Origin of the sequence: Flavobacterium sp. (genome assembly GCF_044357305.1) — a bacterium.
GTDB lineage: Bacteria > Bacteroidota > Bacteroidia > Flavobacteriales > Flavobacteriaceae > Flavobacterium.
On record NZ_JBIKPS010000002.1, the window covers coordinates 194,892 to 213,758 of the forward strand.

The window sequence follows — 18,867 nt, forward strand, 5'->3', positions numbered from 1 at the left end:
ATAGTATTTCTAAACTCCTAAACTTTTAAACTTTTAAAATGAACTACATACTTTTTGACGGAACGGTTCGTGAGGCACTTTTGCCATTCACTTTCACTCGACCAGTAGCAGATATACGAATCGGAATTTTAACCATTCGAGAAAAATGGGAACAATATTTGGGTTATACCACCACAACTTTAACCGAAGAATATCTCTCAGAAAAATATCCAATGGTAGAACTTGAAAATAATGTAATGATTAATGCTTCTTTTTTACCAAACGGTATTTTATCGGAAATGGTGAAAAACCTTGAGAAAAATCAAGCTATCTTTAAAGGAGATGAGGTTGTTGCTTTTTATACCAACGATTCTCAAGAAGAAGTAGATTTTGATACTTATGAAATCATAGATTTCTCCGAGGATTGCCTTACGGTTGAACACACTTGGGATATTTTTGCCAAAAATGACGCTGCTTTACGAGAAGATTTTGAATTGATTACAGAAGGAAGAACCTCACAGCCTTTTCCGAAATCGGTTAATGTAATTGCTCCTGAAAACATATTTATAGAAGAAGGTGCGAAACTAGAATTTGTAACTTTAAACGCTTCTACCGGCCCAATATATATTGGTAAAAATTCTGAAATTATGGAAGGTTCCGTTATTCGTGGACCATTTGCACTTTGCGAATCAGGAAGGGTAAAATTGGCATCCAAAGTTTATGGTGCAACAACTGTTGGTCCTCATTCGGTTATTGGTGGCGAAGTAAATAATTCGGTTCTTTTTTCCTATTCCAACAAAGGGCACGATGGTTTTCTAGGAAATTCTGTTCTTGGCGAATGGTGTAATATTGGAGCCGACAGCAATAATTCAAACTTAAAAAACAACTACGAACCTGTAAAATTATGGAGTTATGAAACCGAAAATTTTGCTAAAACAGGTTTGCAATTTTGCGGATTAATGATGGGAGATCACAGTAAATGTGGAATCAATACCATGTTCAATACTGGAACTGTAGTAGGCGTGAGCACTAATATTTTTGGAGCTGGATTTCCAAGAAATTTTGTGCCAAGTTTCTCTTGGGGAGGTGCTTCCGGATTTTCAACGTACTTAACTAGTAAAGCATTTCAAACTGCTAAAATTGTAATGGCACGTCGTAATGTGGAATTTACAGAAGACGATGCAAAGATATTGGAACACATTTTTGAAGAAACTAAAAAATATAGAAAAGAGTAATATTTCTTACTTTTTGGAAGGGTAATAATATAAAATATCCGATAATTTATATAGTGCACTATGTAAATTATCGGATATTTTATATTATATATGTATAAAATTATCAGATATTTTTATTTTAATTTTAAAAATTATCCGATAATTTAATATATTTGCATTATGGTAAGAAGAAAAAAACTTTTAATAATAGCAAAACATCTTTCTAATAAAGAGTTTACGGTCCTTATTGGCGCTAGGCAAATAGGGAAGTCAACTCTATTAAAGCAATTGCATGAAGATTTAAAAAAGCAAAATAAACCTACTTATTTTCTAAATTTAGATAGAAAAGATATTTTAGACGAACTCAATCAAAATCCAGAAAATCTATTTAAGTTTTGTCCGCTTCAAGAAGGAGAACGAATCATTGTATTTATTGATGAAATTCAATATTTAGACAATGCTACAAATTTCATAAAATTGCTTTTTGATGAATATTCTAGTCAATTAAAAATAGTTGCTACAGGAAGTTCTGCATTTTATATTGATAGACAATTTAAGGATTCATTAGTTGGGAGAAAAAAGATTTTCCAAATGGGAACGCTTGATTTTGAAGAGTTTTTGCTTTTTAAGGGCAGAACGGACTTAGTTTCGGAATTAAATTCATTACAAAATAAAAAGAAATCCAAATCTATAAAAGAAAATCTTCTTTGGACTTACATGGATGAGTTTGTAAATTATGGTGGATATCCTGCCGTAGTTTTGGAAAATAATATAGATCAAAAAAAAGAACTTCTTAAAGAAATTAGAGATTCCTTTATTAAAAGAGATATTTTGGAGTCGGGCATTACAGATGAAACTAAATTTTACAGAATGTTGTTGCTTTTGGCTAGTCAATCGGGAAATTTATTGAATGTTAATGAAATCTCAAATACTTTACGAATTACGAACGCAACGGTTGAAAACTATTTATATGTTTTACAAAAATGTTTTCATATTACTTTGGTAAAACCATTTTACAATAATCTTAGAAAGGAGTTAACCAAAATGCCTAAAGTGTATATTAACGATTTAGGATTGAGGAACGTATTAGTAAATCATTTTTCTCCAATAGAGCAACGTGCCGATAAAGGTGTTATTTTAGAAAATTTATGTTGTAGATTGCTTTTAGAAAGATACGATGCTGATCAGGTTAAATATTGGAGAACTGCCGATGGAAATGAAGTGGATTTTGTAATAGAAACCCAATATTTAAAAGGTTTTGCAGTAGAAGTTAAGTTTAATGAACAAGATTCTAAAATATCTAAATATAAAAAATTCATTAGCAATTATCCTGATTTTCCTTTGGAATTTTGGTGGTGGAAAAAAATGGATTTAATACTATAATTGCCTGACAGATTTTCAAAATTTGTTAGGCAAATTATTAAAAAAATGTTTGTAAATTTGCAATCTCAATTTTTTGACAACGATTTCATTAATTGAGTTTACTTATGGAAAACAAAAAAAAAGTAGCATTCTACACTTTAGGATGCAAATTGAATTTCTCTGAAACGTCTACTATTGCTAGAAATTTTCAAGACGAAGGATTTGATCGGGTTGACTTTGAAGAAGTAGCCGATATGTATGTTATCAACACCTGCTCTGTTACTGAAAATGCCGATAAACAATTCAAGCAAATTGTTAAAAAAGCAATGAAACTAAACGACAAAGCATTTATTGCTGCCGTTGGTTGCTATGCCCAATTAAAACCCGAAGAACTAGCCTCTGTGGATGGAGTAGATTTAGTATTGGGTGCTACCGAAAAATTTAAAATCACCGATTATATAAACGACCTAACCAAAAACGATAGGAGTGAAGTGCATTCCTGCGAGATTGAAGAAGCCGATTTTTATGTAGGAAGTTACTCCATTGGCGATCGAACGCGTGCTTTCTTGAAAGTACAAGACGGCTGCGATTACAAATGTACCTATTGCACGATTCCCTTGGCACGCGGAATTTCTAGAAGTGATGCCTTGGAAAATGTTTTGAAAAATGCTTCCGAAATTTCCAAACAAAATATCAAAGAAATTGTTCTTACCGGAGTAAATATTGGCGATTATGGCAAAGGAGAATTTGGAAATAAAAAACACGAACACACTTTTCTAGATTTGGTAAAAGCATTAGATGAGGTAGAAGGAATTGAGCGCTTGCGTATTTCTTCTATTGAACCTAATTTATTGAAAAATGAAACCATAGAATTTGTATCCCAAAGTCGCACATTTGTGCCGCATTTTCACATTCCGTTACAATCGGGTAGTAATGAAATTTTGAAGAAAATGAAACGTCGCTATTTGCGAGAAGTTTATACCGAACGCGTTGCCAAAATTCGCGAAGTAATGCCGCATGCCTGCATTGGTGTTGATGTTATTGTTGGTTTTCCTGGTGAAACGGATGAGGATTTTCTAGAAACCTATCATTTTTTAAATGAAATGGATATTTCTTATTTGCACGTTTTTACCTATTCCGAAAGGGATAATACTGAAGCAGCCACAATGGAAGGCGTAGTTGCAATGAATGTGCGTTCCAAAAGAAGCAAAATGTTACGCGGACTATCCGTTAAAAAACGTCGTGCTTTTTATGAAAGTCAAATTGGAACCAACAGAACCGTTTTATTTGAAAGCGAAAATAAAGAAGGCTACATTCATGGTTTCACTGAAAATTATGTAAAAGTAAAAACCCCTTGGAATCCGGAATTGGTCAATACCTTACACGAAATTAATCTTACCAGAATTGATGAAGACGGAAGCGTTCGAATGGAGTTTAGAAATTAAAAGGTAAATGATTAGAAAATAATTCGCATAAAAACATTTGGGGTTATTCCTAAGGAATAATAATTCTGAATGGTGTATTTTGGATTGTCAAAATCATCTTGAGTAATGTACCTTCTTTGGAATTCTTTGCTAATTATTTTATGGTTATTGTAGATATTATAACAAGAGAATCCAACGTTTATTTGTTTTTCTTTTAAATTTCGAATTTGATAGGCACAAGAAATGTCTAAATGGTGGTAATTTGGTAAATTTTCTGAATTGTAAGTAGCAATTTTACTAGCATCATTTAATAATCCATAAGGTTTCCCAGAATTAATAAACCAACCTGCAGCAACGTTAAAATTAGTCCATTTTTGATTTATAGATAAACTGAAAGCGTGTTTTATGTTGGTATTGGTTTGAAAATAATTATCATCGTTAATATTTTCAAATTTATTTTTCGAATCTTGAAAGGTATAGGTTGACCATATTCTAGTGCTTGGAGTTGTCATTTGTAATAAAACATCTACTCCTTTTGTAAAACCAATTCCTTTTAGAATATTAGAATCGTTTTGATTTTGAAATCCAAAAGTGAAAGAACTTATACCGTTAATGGTTTTGTAATAAGCGTCTAAATCTAAAAGCCATTTTTTTGATTTAATAATGAAACCAGTTGCTGTTTGATTGGATTTAATTATTGGATAGCCTTCCTTACTTGAAAGTACCCATATATAATTTTCTAAACTCAAATCATTGGCAAAGTTTTCTCTTATTTGACTTAATGTTTGACTTCGATTTTCGTAAGAAATGTGCCAAAAAAATGGTCGGAAAATCTTTTTCTGAATGTAAATTCTAGGTTCAATATTTTGCTCTTTTAAGGTGCTAAATTTCACATACCGCATTCCAAGATTAATAGTCCAAGTTTCGGGTTTGTACTTTAAATCGGCATATACAACATGATTTATGTTGTAAAGATGTTTGGTGCTTAAATCGATTCCAAATTCTTGATTGTAGTTATTGAAAAGGTGTGAGGCATCATTTCCTAAAATTTGATAACCATAGTCTAAATTTAAATTTTTATGTAAGGAAGATAAAAAATTCAATTCAATACCAGAGTCTAAAATTCTATTTAGTTTTTTAAATGCTTCAAATTTTGTTGACGGATATTCTTGTCTTTTTTCATAATAAAAATCGTATAAGGAGTAGAAGAGAACTATCTTATGACTGAATTTAGGACCATAATTTTGCATCCAATTCAAACTTAAACCATAGTTTAAAATATTCATCAGTTGATTGTTAATAGTACCTTCTTGATTTTCTGTGGTAAAGTTTAAATTGTTGTCAATATAGATGCTTGATAGAGAAATTTCCTTTTTAGTATTTGGTTTATAAATTAATTTAGCAGAGAAATCTTGAAAACTAAATTGATTTTTTGTATCAAATTGGTTCAAATTAGTATTTTGAAAAACCTTTTCGGCTAATTGAGTAAAAGTTGGCGATTGTACCCATTCTGTGAATGATTTTCGTGCAGAAAATTGAAGCCCAAGCTTCTTTTTTACTAGTGGAGTTTGAACGCATAAGTCGGTATTGAGCGCATTTATTCCAAGGTTATATTTTGCTTTTTCAGGAATAGCATCGGTAGTTTGTATGTCAATGATACTGGCTATTTTTTCGCCATATTTTGGACTTGTAGCTTTGTTAAAATAAGTTACCGTTTGATCAATATTTGGATTTATTCCGGAAATCATGCCAAACAAATGTCCCGAATGATACAGTCTTATTCCATTCCATGTTATTTGATTTTGATCGGGAGTGCCTCCTCTTATGTGCAGTCTAGTAGCTGTTTCATTAGGACTTTTTACGCCTGGCAATTGTTGAAGGGACAAAAGTAAATCGGTATCGGTAACTCCAGGTAAAACTGCTATTTTAGATGGTTTAAGGGTGAGCTTTTGGTCAATTTTATTAATTCCAGTTGATAAAAACCCTTCAATAAGAACTTCCTCTAATTTATATGTTTTAGAAATGTTTTCGGGTGCTATAATAGAATAAAAATGATTGTCGATATTAATTATTTTTAGACCTGTTTGGTTTTCTATACTGAGGTTAATCTCTTTAATTGAAAGCCTTTTTTTAGGAATCGAAATGGTTTTTGAAGTTAATATACTATCAACATAGGAATATCGGATATTGAATTTTTGTTCAATATCTAGCAGTACTTTTTCAACTTTGGTATCCGAAAATTTAAATTGGTATTTTTCGGTTTTTTGTGACCATGAAGTTTGAAAAAGAAGACAAAACAAACTAAGAATGGTTACTATTCTCATTAATAAATTGTAATTGTTCCGTTATTGTTGTTATTATATTTCAAGTTTAAAGGGAAACAAATTGATTTTAAGGCAGTTTCAATATTGCTATTTGTAAAACTTCCTGTGAATTTTATAGTATCAATTTTTTTCGGACGATTAATCTGTACATTATATTGTCTTTCAAAAGTTTCAATTACATATTTAACGGGTATATTTTTAAATGTTGATTCACCATTCATCCAATCTGGTGTAGCTAAGGATGTTTCTTTCCAGTTTTCTTTAGTTTTTTCGTAAAAACGTACTGCATCGTTTGCCTTTAATACCGTTTTGTTATTTAGGTGTTCAACCATTACACTACCGCTATAACAAACCACTTCAAAATAACCATTAGCCGATGTGACATTGAATTTTGTTCCAAGAACTTTAATAGATCCTAGAGATGTTTTAACAGTGAAAGTGCTTCCTTTCTTGACTTCAAAAAATGCTTCGCCTTCCAGCTGTAGTGTTCTATGAAATTTGAAAAGATTTGGATAAGAAATTTTTGATTTTGTATTTAATGTAACCTGGGAATTATCACTTAATACAATAGACTTGGTTTTTCCTGCCTCACAAACAATAGTATTAGCATTATATGTAAATTGGTACAAACCAAATAGTAAAATAAAACTTGCTGCAATAGATACATAAGGCCAAATAGAAATTGCCTTTTTTGCTTTTAAATCATTTTTTTTCCTATTTATTTTTTGATTAATAGATTTGAAATTCTCTGTCATATTTGGACTTTCAATTTCAAACTGATCTAAGGTTTCTCTTAATTTTTTATAGGCAAGAAAATCATTCTCTGAAACAACATTTTTAAGTTCTTCATCTGTAATTTTATTTGCTAACCAATCCGATAGAAAGATGTCATTTTTATTTTTCATAGATAGTAGGTTGTTTAATAGTTTTTATATCTTTTAAACATTTTGTACAATTTTTCTTAGTGATAGTAACGCTTGGTGCATTCTTTTTTCAACTGCTTTAACAGATAAATTCATAATAATTGCAATTTCAGAGTAAGATTGGTTTTCAAATCTATTCATTAAAAAAACAGTTCTTTGTTTTTCAGGCAAATCATTTATTGCTTTTTCTAGTAAAATTTTCAATTCATTTTCTTCTAATAAAAACTCTGGAGATTCAGCAGTTATTGATTTTGGTTTAGATATAATTTCAAAATTAGAAACCACTTTATTGTGTTTTATTTGATTTAAAGAAAGGCGTATAGCAGTGGTATATAAAAAACTTTTTGCTTGTTCGGTTTTTAAAGAATTGCAGTTTTCCCACAAAATAACAAAGGCATTTTGAGCAATGTCATCGGCGAATTCTGTGTTTTTATATCTATAAATTAAAAAATTCCTTAATAATTTGAAATAAGATTCGAAAACCGAACTAAAAATAGTGTCAGAACATAAAGGAAGTGTAGGTTTTATGTCAATTATTTCCATATTTTTTTTAAATAATTACCACATATTTAGCTGTTTAAATATGTGGTAATCTAAATTAATTTATGAAGAATCTAAATTAGTTGCAAATGTTTAAATTCAAGAAATCGTATAAATTATCTACTATAACAGTTGTCACTCCTTGACTATCTATTGCAAGTACAGTAAAAGGATATACAAAATTAATTGGATTGTGAGTGCTTGCATAAGTAGCAAGTTCGGTGTCATTATTTATAACTACTGGTTGATTATTTTGATTAATAACAGAAATAGGATAAATGAAATTAAAACAAGTTGATTGCGTTGCAATACTATTAACTGTTGGAATATTGTTGTTTTCCAATACAGTTTCATATCCACTTTCAGTGGTTACAGTTGTAGTACTATTATCACTCGCTACAACAATTTGAAAAGGAAATGCTACACCATCTAAATAAAGTGTTTGGGTTTCATTTTCTAATAAATTCAATAACGCTTGATTAGAATCTACAGTAACAGTGGTTCCGTTAGAATAAGAAAAAGTTACAGGAAATAAAAACGTAAATGTGTCTGTTGCGCTTTTACCATGAATGTTATGGTTGATTTTCATTTTGCTAAGATGCGTTCTAAGCGACACACTTTTTGAAGGGACTACAGCTTCTTTTTCAACAGAATTGTTGTCAGAGCAGGAGAATAAAGTAACAGATGATAATGTTACTAATACAAGTAATAGTTTAATGTTTTTCATAATAAATAATTTTAATGTTCTTAGTTAAGACAACTTAAAAAGTAAACACCCTACTTATTTATGTAAAATAATTAATAATTATTATGAAATCGAATTTTAGTTATCCTAAAAACGGTTTCACTATATTGTTCTATAAATTCAAATTTATGCCTTCCGGGTTGCTTAAAATCTACAATTCGTTCACCAGATATTTCATAGTACATGCTGTCGCCTTCCAACATAAATCGCCCACCATTTTTTCGATAGGCAGATCGTATTAAATCAAATTTAGATAAATTCCAAGTGGATAAATTAGCATCTAAATTGTTTAATTCTGAAAATAAACCTTCTGTAATTTCCGTTTTACAACCATAATATTTTTCGATAGATTCGAAAAAAGCAAGGATGTTAAGGTTTAGTTCTTCAGGATTCATTTGGTAAATATAATAAATTCCAAAATAAAATTCCAAATTTCAATTATGACGATACAATTGGAATTTGGAATTTTTAAATTTGGAATTTTATAAATTATATCTTAATCCCCGGAGGTAGTAAATCTCTATAAGTAACATTTTTTCTAAAAAACAATGCAATTTTAGGAAGGATAGGAACAACTTTTAGTTTGCGGTCGTAAGCTATTTCCATAATATTTTTCAATAAGTCATTGATAAATTCTTCATCAGTAAAACCTTCAGGCACGTTGATACGAGTAAGAAAAATTTTCTTTTCTTGAAAAGAATATTCAAGGGAAACCAACTTCCCATCCACCAAAGTCTCAAATTGTCTAGCGAAGGTATTGTCTTTAATTTCCATTTTTTCTAAAATTATCTCTGTGTTCATATATAAATCAATAAAATTGAATTAATTTTATGCAAATTTCGGAATAAATAATGGATAATACCATCGAAATAGATAAAAATATGAGTAAGATCCCCGTTTATTTTATGCCTGGTTTGGCAGCTAGCTCCTCAATTTTTGAAAGAATTGACTTACCAAAGGATACTTTTGAAATCCATCTTTTAGAATGGTTCCAGCCTGAAAATCAGGAAACTCTTACAAATTATGCCAAGCGAATGGCAGAAAAAGTGGTCCATGAAAATGCTGTATTATTGGGCGTTTCTTTTGGTGGAATTTTAGTTCAAGAAATGGCTCAATTTTTAGAATTAAGAAAATTAATAATCGTTTCTAGTGTTAAATCGAATACCGAATTGCCCCGTAGAATGAAAATTGCTAAAACCACTTTGGCTTATAAATTAGTACCGACCGGTCTTTTGCAAGATGTCGAAAAGCTTGTAAAATACGCTTTTGGAGACGTTATGAAACAACGGTTAAAGTTGTACGAACAGTTTTTGCACTTACGAAATAAGGAGTATTTAGATTGGGCGATTGAACAAGTGGTATGCTGGGAAAGAATAAAGATTGACGCTAATGTAATTCACATTCATGGAGATGCCGATGAGGTTTTTCCTTCTAAAAATATTAAATCCTTTATCAATGTTAAAGGAGGTACACACCTTATGATTTTGAACCGTTTTAGATGGTTTAATCAAAATTTACCCAAAATAATTTTAGGAGAAGCTCTTTAATTTTTAGGCTCGATTATTGTAACTTTGCAAACTAATAAAAAGAAATGAAAATGAAAAAGATACAGATTTTTGGAATCTTGGCAGTACTAGTTTTTGCTTGTGGTTTGTTCGTGTTTGCTCTTTCGGGAGACGATAAAAAGAAATTGTTGCACGAAGGAACTTCCCAGTATTTTCCAGTTTCGGTAGATTTCGCTGGCGAAAAAGCTCCGTTGCAAATAGCCGATGTGCGGGAGCGTTTTGATCGTGAACTATTAGTTAACGCTAATCTGCATTCTTCTACTATTTTAATATTAAAACGAGCCAATCGCGCATTTCCAATTATAGAACCAATATTAAAACAATATGGAGTTCCAGATGATTTTAAATATTTAGCCGTTATAGAAAGCGCTTTAACTAATGCCGTTTCTTCTGCTGGAGCACGTGGTGTTTGGCAATTTATGCCCGAAACTGCCAAAGAAAAAGGTATGGAGGTTAGTGATGGCGTAGACGAGCGCTACCATTTGCAAAAATCTACCGAAGCAGCTTGCAAATATTTATTGGCCGCCAAACAAAAATTTGGAAATTGGACACTAGCTGCTGCTTCTTACAATAGCGGAATGAATGGCGTTAACACCAAAATTACCGAACAACAAGTTTCTGATTATTATGATTTACTACTCACCGATGAAACTTCAAGATATGTTTTTAGAATTTTAGCACTTAAAGAAATCATGAAACATCCGGAACTTTATGGATTTGAAGTTGCTAAAAATGAATTGTATGAAAATATTCCAACCAAAACTTTAGAAGTTGATAGTTCCATTACCGATTTGGCGATTTTTGCTAAAAAACAAGGAATTAATTATAAGATTTTAAAGATTCACAATCCGTGGTTGCGCGATAAAAAATTATCCAATCCAACAAAGAAAAAATACCAAATTGAAATCCCAACAGAAGGATATTAATATAACAACCAATGAAAATGACTTTTCAAACCATAATAATTTTAATCTGTATAGGTATAGTTGCTGGTGTATTAAGCGGTTTGATAGGTATTGGTGGCGGAATAATAATGGTTCCAATGCTATTGCTTCTTGGATTTACACAACAACAGGCTCAAGGTACAAGTTTAGCTGCTTTATTACCGCCAGTTACCATTTTAGCGGTACTCAATTATCACAAAGCAGGATTTATTGATTGGAAATATGCTATTATAATTTCCCTATTCTTTGTAATAGGAGGCTATTTTGGAAGTAAAATAGCCATAAATATTGACCAAAAAATTTTAAAGAAAATTTTCGGTTTTATTTTATTAGCAATCGCCGGAAAAATGATTTTCGGGAAATAACCGCTATTTTTCTGCTTATTAAAAACAAAGTTGAATTTTTCTTAATTTAATTCTCTACTTTTCATTTTGCACTATTTATTAAAGGATAATGTTAATAACTTGCTGTATAAAATACTTAAAAGGACTTTGTAATCCTTCGTGATTTAATATATTTGCGTGTTATACAAAAAATACATTATAGAATAAAAATATATGAGCGAAGAAATCAAAAAGAACAATTATTCAGCAGATAGTATTCAGGCATTAGAAGGAATGGAGCACGTAAGAATGCGACCATCTATGTATATTGGAGATATTGGTGTAAGAGGTTTACATCATTTAGTTTATGAAGTTGTAGATAACTCTATTGATGAGGCAATGGGAGGCCATTGTGATACCATTGGGGTGGCAATAAATGAAGACGGATCCGTTTCTGTAGAAGATAATGGTCGTGGTATTCCGGTAGATCTTCATAAAAAAGAAGGCGTTTCTGCTCTAGAAGTTGTAATGACTAAAATTGGAGCTGGAGGTAAATTTGACAAAGATTCTTATAAAGTTTCTGGAGGACTTCACGGAGTTGGGGTTTCGGTAGTAAATGCATTATCCGAACATTTAACTGCAACAGTTCATAGAGATGGAAAAGTATACGAACAAGAATACGAAAGAGGAAAAGCACTTTATCCTGTTAAACAAATAGGAGAGACTACTAAAAGAGGAACTATTGTTACGTTCTATCCGGATAGTACAATTTTCACTCAAACTATTGAATTTTCTTATGATACTTTGTCGGCTAGAATGCGTGAGCTTTCTTTCTTAAACAAAGGAATTACAATAACTTTTACGGATAAAAGAGAAGTCGATAAAGATGGTAATTTTGTAAGTGAAGTTTTTCATTCCGATGAAGGTTTGAAAGAATATATCCGTTATTTGGATGGTAACCGTGAGCCAATTATTTCTCACGTGATTTCAATGGATCACGATAAGGGCGAAATTCCAGTAGAAGTTGCCTTGATTTATAATACTAGTTATACCGAGAATATATTTTCTTACGTAAATAATATTAATACACACGAAGGAGGAACGCATTTACAAGGTTTTAGAACGGGGCTTACTCGATCTCTGAAAAAATATGCCGATGCTTCGGGAATGTTAGACAAATTAAAGTTTGAAATTTCTGGAGATGATTTCCGTGAAGGATTAACTGCAATTATTTCTGTTAAAGTTTCTGAACCACAATTTGAAGGACAAACGAAAACCAAACTTGGAAATAGAGAGGTTGTTTCGCCAGTAAGTCAAGCGGTGAGTGAAATGATTGAGAATTATTTGGAAGAAAATCCAAACGATGCTCGTATCATTGTTCAAAAAGTTATCCTTGCGGCTCAAGCCCGTCACGCAGCTAAGAAAGCGCGTGAAATGGTACAACGTAAAACAGTACTTGGTGGTGGTGGATTACCAGGGAAGTTGTCCGATTGTTCGGAACAAGATCCTGCACGTTGTGAAGTGTATCTTGTCGAGGGAGATTCGGCTGGTGGTACAGCTAAACAAGGTCGTGATAGAGCATTTCAAGCTATTTTGCCATTACGTGGTAAAATCTTGAATGTAGAAAAAGCAATGCATCATAAAGTATTTGAAAACGAAGAGATTCGAAATATTTTTACAGCACTTGGAGTAACTATTGGAACTCCTGAAGACAGTAAAGCATTAAATATTGAAAAATTACGTTACCATAAAGTAATTATTATGTGTGATGCCGATGTCGATGGTAGTCACATTGCAACTTTGATTCTAACATTCTTCTTTAGATTTATGAGAGAATTAATCGAGCAAGGACATATTTATATTGCAGCACCACCTTTATATTTAGTTAAAAAAGGAAATAAAAAAGAATATGCTTGGACGGATAATCAACGCGATATTGCCAATGAAAAAATGGGAGGTAGCGCAGCGATCCAACGTTATAAAGGTCTAGGAGAAATGAACGCGGAGCAATTATGGGAAACTACAATGGATCCTAGTTTTAGAACTTTGCGCCAAGTAACTATTGATAGCCTAGCGGAAGCCGACAGAGTTTTCTCTATGTTAATGGGAGATGAAGTTCCGCCTCGTAGAGAATTTATCGAAAAAAATGCAGTTTACGCAAATATTGATGCGTAATCTTTTTTCAAAATATATTGTGATAGGGATTTGCTTGATTTTTTCAGGTAAATCCTTTTCTCAATCCCCCCAAACCCTAGCGCAGATTGGCTTGTTTTTAAATGATGCAACTGTTTATTCCGATAAATACGTCACGCCAGCTACGGATGCAGCTGTTTACCAGTCTTCTGCTGGATGGATGAGTTCAGCTAAAAAGCGAAAATTATTTGCAGTGACTTTAGGGGTTTATGGAAATGCTTTCTTAGTGCCAAAAAGCGATAGAAGTTTTGAAATAAAAAATTCCGATTTTTCTTTTTTTACCATTCAAAATGCCAACTCCGAACCAATTTCTTCTGCAACGGTTCCAACAGCTTTAGGAAATGAAGAACAATATTATTTAGTTGGTCAATTAGATAGCAATAACCAAATTAAGATGCAGACTCCCAAAGGAGTTGGTCAGGAATCTATTATATATCCATACATACAAGGTTCTATTTCTTTGTGGAAAGGATTTGAAGTAGTTGGTAAATATTCTTCGAAAGTAAAATTAAAAAGGGGAAACTATCAAGTTTATGGTTTAGGATTAAAACACAATTTTAGTCAATATATATCTTCGTTGACCAAACATAAAATTAACCTAGCGGCACTCTTTGCTTTTTCTAAAGAAGATATTAGTTTTGATTTTTTAGATACTTATACTTCTTATGGAAATCTAGGTATTAATAGAATTACTGGTAAGGTTGAAACATGTCAATTTCAAATTAGTGCATCCAAAGAATGGAAAAAATTGGAACTGATGTTAAGTTCCATTACAAATCGAAGTGATTTTAAATATTTTTTAACTGGAGAAAAAGGGCAAATAGAAGATATTATTCCTGTACAATATATATTAAATGAAAAGCTTAAGGATATTTACAAGGCCAAATTTAATAGCATCTGGGAAATATCCGGTAGATACCAATTTAACAAATTTTATGTGCAATCTTCCGTTGCTTTTGGTAAATTTGTAAACACAAACTTATCTTTACAATACGAATTTTAATTTTTTTATAAATATAATACACAACAAAATGAAAGTTACCATAGTAGGAGCAGGAAACGTAGGAGCTACATGCGCAGACGCTATTGCTTACAGAAGAATTGCGAGTGAAATCGTATTATTAGACATTAGAGAAGGTTTTGCAGAAGGAAAAGCATTGGATATCATGCAAACCCAAACCACTTTAGGATTTAACACTAAAATGGTGGGAAGTACTAATGATTATTCTAAAACAGCAGGAAGTGATGTAGTTGTAATTACCTCTGGAATACCAAGAAAACCCGGAATGACAAGAGAAGAACTAATTGGTATTAATGCAGGAATTGTGAAAACAGTTGCTGAAAATTTATTAGTTCATTCGCCAAATGCAATTGTAGTTGTAGTTTCTAATCCTATGGATACGATGACTTATTTAACATTAAAAGCTACAGGTTTACCTAAAAACAGAATTATAGGAATGGGCGGAACTTTAGACAGTTCTCGTTTCAAAACCTATTTATCTTTGGCTTTAAATAAACCAGCTAACGATATTCAAGGAATGGTTATTGGTGGTCATGGTGATACTACAATGATTCCATTAACTAGATTGGCTTCTTATAATGGCGTTCCAGTTTCTCAATTTTTATCGGAAGATGAATTGACTAAAGTTGCTGCAGATACTATGGTTGGTGGCGCTACACTTACAGGTTTATTAGGAACTTCTGCTTGGTATGCACCAGGTGCTTCTGTTGCTTTCTTAGTAGATTCTATTTTAAACGACCAAAAGAAAATGATTCCATGTTCCGTTATGCTTGATGGAGAATATGGTCAAAGCGATATTTGTATTGGTGTTCCATGTATTATTGGAAGAAATGGCGTTGAAAAAATTGTAGATATTCAATTAAACGACGACGAAAAAGCAAAATTTGCTAAAAGTGCAGATGCTGTTAGAGCTATGAATGCCGATTTAAAATCGGTATTATAATAAAATAAAAGTATAATCTTTTTAAAGACTGCATTTTTGCAGTCTTTTTTTTGATATTAATTGGTAAATAATTTGTTAATCTTTATCTAAATTATATATTTGCACGTTTGTAAAAACGTGTAAGCGGTATTTTTTTTTGATTTCATTTGAAAATCAATAGATTAATCTATATTTACTTGTTTTTATAAACCCAACAAACAAAAATTAATTAATTTTTAGTAATAATGCAGAATAAAGGACTTATTAAATTTTTCGCAATTCTATTTGCATTGGTGAGTATTTACCAATTAACATTCACATTTGTTTCAAATGGAATTCAAAACGATGCTAAAGCATTCGCCAAAGGAAATCAGCAAAAGGAAGTTAACTATTTAAACGATTTGAAAAACAAAAATGTTTTCAGTTTGTTTGGTTTAGTAGACTATACTTATGCCGAAGTGAGTGGGAAACAAATCAATAAAGGTCTTGACCTTGAAGGAGGTATCAACGTGATACTTCAAATTTCGGTTAAAGATGTTTTAAAAGGTCTTGCAAACGACTCCAAAAATCCAATCTTCAATAAATCTTTAGAGGATGCGAAAAATAACCAAAAAGGAAATCAATCTTATTTGGATGCATTTTACGAAGCATTTGAAGAAAATTCTAATGGAACTGTAAAACTTGCAGATCCTAGTATTTTTGCTAATAGAAATTTATCCGATCAGATTAATTTTAATATGACCGATGCACAAACTAAAAAAGTAATCAACAAAAAAGTTGACGAATCAGTAGAAAGTGCTTTTGAAGTATTGAGAAAACGTATTGATAAATTTGGAGTTACCCAACCAAACATTGCTAAATTAGGTCAAACAGGAAGAATTCTTGTGGAATTGCCAGGTGCTAAAGATGTAGATAGAATTAAACTTTTATTACAAAGAACAGCACAATTAGAGTTCTGGGAAACTTACAAAATAGACGAGATGGGTAGCTTCTTAATGGCTACTAACGATTTATTGAAAAAATCGGAAACTCCAGTTGCAGCTAAAGAAGTTAAAACTGCAGCTAAAGATTCGTTAACTGCAATGTTAACGGATAAATCGAAGGATTCTGTTGCAGATAAAAAAGGAAGCAATCCATTATTGGATAAATTTGTATCTCAAGGTGGTGGTCCTGTTTTAGGAATCGTTTCTGTAAAAGATACTGCCACTATCAATTCTTATTTTAAAAGAGCAGATGTTCGTGCTTTAATTCCTGCAGACAAACGTTTTGTGAAATTAGTATGGGGAAAACCAACTACAACTAAAGACGAAAAAACTAAAAAAGAAACAGAAACTTTTGAGCTTTATGCTTTAAAAGGAAATAAAGATAATGCAGCTCCTTTAAGTGGAGGAGTAATTACTGATGCAAGAGATACTTTTGACCAATTAGGAAAACCTGCTGTTTCTATGCAAATGAACGGGCAAGGTTCTAAAAAATGGGAAGAATTAACAGGAAATGCTTTTACTACTAAAGGATACATTGCTATTGCTTTGGATAATGTTGTTTATTCTGCACCAGGGGTTTCTTCTGGACCAATTGCTGGAGGAAGATCAGAAATTTCTGGAAACTTTGATATTGCAGAAACTAAAGATTTAGCTAACGTATTACGTGCTGGTAAATTACCTGCTAGAGCAGAAATTATACAATCGGAAGTAGTAGGGCCATCCTTAGGAGAAAAAGCAATTCATGCTGGATTTATTTCTTCTATTGTTGGATTCTTACTAGTATTCTTATGGATGGTATTCTATTATGGTAGAGCAGGTTGGTATGCTAATATTGCTTTATTAGTTAACTTACTTTTCTTATTTGGAATTTTAGCAAGTTTAGGTGCTGTATTAACTTTACCTGGAATTGCAGGTATCGTATTAACCTTAGGTACTGCGGTAGATGCGAACATTATTATCTATGAAAGAGCCAAGGAGGAATTACGTGATGGTAAAACCCTCACCGATGCTGTAAAAACTTCTTATGGTTGGAAAGGTGCAATGCGATCTATTATTGATGCGAACGTAACACACGTTTTGACAGGAGCTATCTTATTTATATTTGGAACAGGACCTATTCAAGGTTTTGCTACGACCTTATTAATAGGTATTTTTACTTCATTATTCACTTCTATTTTTATTGCTAGAATTTTCATCGACAGAGATGTAGCGAACAATAAAGAATTAACATTCTCAACGCCATTAACTAAAAATTGGTTTACAGGATTCCATTTTGATTTCGTTGGAATGAAAAAATGGACGTATTTGTTTTCTTCTATAGTTGTAATTGGAAGTTTAGTTTCTATTTTCTTTGTAAATGGATTAGATGAAGGTGTTGATTTTGTTGGAGGAAGAACTTTCCAAGTTAAATTTGAAAAAACTGTAGAACCTACACTAATATCGGAAGAATTATCTAAAGAATTTGGTACTGCTGTTGAAGCTAAAGTATTTGGAGATTCAGATCAATTGAAATTGACTACCAAATATAAAATTAAAGAAGAAAGTGCTGGAGTAGATAAAGAAGTAAATGAAAAATTATTTAAAGTATTAGGTAAACATTATACTAATATGACTTATGATAAATTCATTAATTCTTATGATGGCAAACAATTAGGAGTATTGCAAGCGTCTAAAGTTGGAGCGGCAATTTCTGAAGATATTAAAACAAACTCTTACTGGGCGGTACTTGGTGCTATGCTTGTTGTAGGGTTGTACTTAGTGATTTCGTTCCGTAAATGGCAATATTCATTAGGAGCTATCGCTGCTGTACTTCATGATGTTATTTTCGTATTAGGACTTTACTCGTTGTTATACAAAGTGATGCCTTTCCATATGGAAATGGACCAACATTTTATTGCTGCTATCTTAACCGTAATTGGATATTCTATGAACGATACCGTTATTGTATTTGATAGAATCCGTGAATATCTTGGTGGAAACAAACAAGGTCACTTTAAAGATGTAGTAAACGCTTCTATTAATAGTACTTTATCTAGAACATTAAATACTTCTTTAATGATGATTTTAGTGTTATTAACGATGTTCTTATTTGGTGGAGAATCTATCCGAGGATTTATCTTTGCTATGTTAGTAGGTATTATTGTAGGAACTTATTCTTCTTTATTCATAGCAACTCCAGTATTGGTTGATACCATGACTAAAGGTGATATTGATGATATTGAAGAGAGACATTTTAAAGAATAATAAATAGTTTATTTTTTAATAACAAAAAATTCATAAAAGACTGTCAATTTAGACAGTCTTTTTTTTATTCCAATAGTTTAGTTGCTTCCAAATAAATGAATGCAAACTGAATTTTCTCTTTAGGATTGGTTGATTTTATAAAGAAATAGTTATTTTTATAA

At 31.7% G+C, this 18,867-nt stretch carries 16 protein-coding genes; 10 read left to right on the plus strand and 6 right to left on the minus strand.

All coding sequences use genetic code 11. The annotated features are described in order from the left end of the window. Window positions 1–38: 38 nt before the first annotated feature. The 3 genes from ACIQ2J_RS02840 to mtaB all read left to right on the plus strand — a co-directional run bounded on the left by ACIQ2J_RS02840 (window position 39) and on the right by mtaB (window position 4,000). Window positions 39–1,214 (plus strand): GlmU family protein, encoded by a 1,176-nt coding sequence (locus ACIQ2J_RS02840; protein ID WP_396166448.1) that lies wholly within the window; start codon window positions 39–41, stop codon window positions 1,212–1,214. A gap of 159 nt (window positions 1,215–1,373) precedes the next feature. Next, window positions 1,374–2,576 carry an ATP-binding protein gene (locus tag ACIQ2J_RS02845; RefSeq protein ID WP_396166450.1) on the plus strand — a complete coding sequence of 401 codons (1,203 nt, stop codon included), beginning with the start codon at window positions 1,374–1,376 and terminating at the stop codon, window positions 2,574–2,576. A 104-nt stretch (window positions 2,577–2,680) separates the two neighbouring features. Continuing rightward, the gene (gene mtaB / locus ACIQ2J_RS02850; RefSeq protein WP_396166452.1) at window positions 2,681–4,000 is read left to right on the plus strand and encodes a tRNA (N(6)-L-threonylcarbamoyladenosine(37)-C(2))-methylthiotransferase MtaB; all 1,320 of its coding nucleotides are present in this window, start codon (window positions 2,681–2,683) and stop codon (window positions 3,998–4,000) included. Between the two features lie 11 nt (window positions 4,001–4,011). Here mtaB and ACIQ2J_RS02855 read toward each other — a convergent pair whose 3' ends face one another. The 6 genes from ACIQ2J_RS02855 to ACIQ2J_RS02880 form a co-directional block, all read right to left on the minus strand. Continuing rightward, entirely contained in the window at window positions 4,012–6,303 is a 2,292-nt protein-coding gene (locus ACIQ2J_RS02855; RefSeq protein ID WP_396166454.1) for a TonB-dependent receptor plug domain-containing protein, read from the minus strand. Further along, window positions 6,303–7,208, minus strand: coding sequence for a FecR family protein (locus ACIQ2J_RS02860; protein ID WP_396166457.1), 906 nt, complete (start codon window positions 7,206–7,208; stop codon window positions 6,303–6,305). The genes ACIQ2J_RS02855 and ACIQ2J_RS02860 overlap by 1 nt, the downstream gene beginning before the upstream one ends. Window positions 7,209–7,241: 33 nt before the next feature. Continuing rightward, the gene (locus ACIQ2J_RS02865) at window positions 7,242–7,769 is read right to left on the minus strand and encodes an RNA polymerase sigma factor (RefSeq protein WP_396166459.1); all 528 of its coding nucleotides are present in this window, start codon (window positions 7,767–7,769) and stop codon (window positions 7,242–7,244) included. A 76-nt stretch (window positions 7,770–7,845) separates the two neighbouring features. Next, a complete protein-coding gene (locus ACIQ2J_RS02870) occupies window positions 7,846–8,493 on the minus strand; it encodes a hypothetical protein (protein WP_396166461.1) in 648 nt (215 codons plus the stop codon). A 71-nt stretch (window positions 8,494–8,564) separates the two neighbouring features. Further along, window positions 8,565–8,906, minus strand: coding sequence for a hypothetical protein (locus ACIQ2J_RS02875; RefSeq protein ID WP_396166463.1), 342 nt, complete (start codon window positions 8,904–8,906; stop codon window positions 8,565–8,567). Window positions 8,907–9,000: 94 nt separating this feature from the next. Continuing rightward, window positions 9,001–9,312 (minus strand): GNAT family N-acetyltransferase, encoded by a 312-nt coding sequence (locus ACIQ2J_RS02880; protein WP_396166465.1) that lies wholly within the window; start codon window positions 9,310–9,312, stop codon window positions 9,001–9,003. A gap of 50 nt (window positions 9,313–9,362) precedes the next feature. Here ACIQ2J_RS02880 and ACIQ2J_RS02885 point away from each other — a divergent pair, with 50 nt between their 5' ends. From ACIQ2J_RS02885 to secDF, 7 genes are all read left to right on the plus strand, one after another. Next, window positions 9,363–10,058 (plus strand): alpha/beta hydrolase, encoded by a 696-nt coding sequence (locus ACIQ2J_RS02885; protein ID WP_396166466.1) that lies wholly within the window; start codon window positions 9,363–9,365, stop codon window positions 10,056–10,058. 50 nt (window positions 10,059–10,108) lie between these two features. Continuing rightward, complete coding sequence (locus tag ACIQ2J_RS02890; RefSeq protein ID WP_396166468.1) at window positions 10,109–11,002, plus strand: lytic transglycosylase domain-containing protein; 894 nt, start codon at window positions 10,109–10,111, stop codon at window positions 11,000–11,002. A gap of 11 nt (window positions 11,003–11,013) precedes the next feature. Continuing rightward, on the plus strand, window positions 11,014–11,385 hold the full coding sequence (locus ACIQ2J_RS02895; protein ID WP_396166470.1) for a sulfite exporter TauE/SafE family protein: 372 nt from the start codon (window positions 11,014–11,016) through the stop codon (window positions 11,383–11,385). Between the two features lie 192 nt (window positions 11,386–11,577). Further along, entirely contained in the window at window positions 11,578–13,518 is a 1,941-nt protein-coding gene (gyrB, locus tag ACIQ2J_RS02900; protein WP_396166473.1) for a DNA topoisomerase (ATP-hydrolyzing) subunit B, read from the plus strand. Then, the gene (locus tag ACIQ2J_RS02905; protein WP_396166476.1) at window positions 13,490–14,539 is read left to right on the plus strand and encodes a DUF6588 family protein; all 1,050 of its coding nucleotides are present in this window, start codon (window positions 13,490–13,492) and stop codon (window positions 14,537–14,539) included. The genes gyrB and ACIQ2J_RS02905 overlap by 29 nt, the downstream gene beginning before the upstream one ends. A gap of 28 nt (window positions 14,540–14,567) precedes the next feature. Continuing rightward, on the plus strand, window positions 14,568–15,500 hold the full coding sequence (locus ACIQ2J_RS02910) for a malate dehydrogenase (RefSeq protein ID WP_396166480.1): 933 nt from the start codon (window positions 14,568–14,570) through the stop codon (window positions 15,498–15,500). Between the two features lie 224 nt (window positions 15,501–15,724). Next, window positions 15,725–18,706: a protein translocase subunit SecDF gene (gene secDF / locus ACIQ2J_RS02915; RefSeq protein ID WP_396166482.1), complete on the plus strand. Its 2,982-nt coding sequence runs from the start codon at window positions 15,725–15,727 to the stop codon at window positions 18,704–18,706. Window positions 18,707–18,867 lie beyond the last annotated feature (161 nt).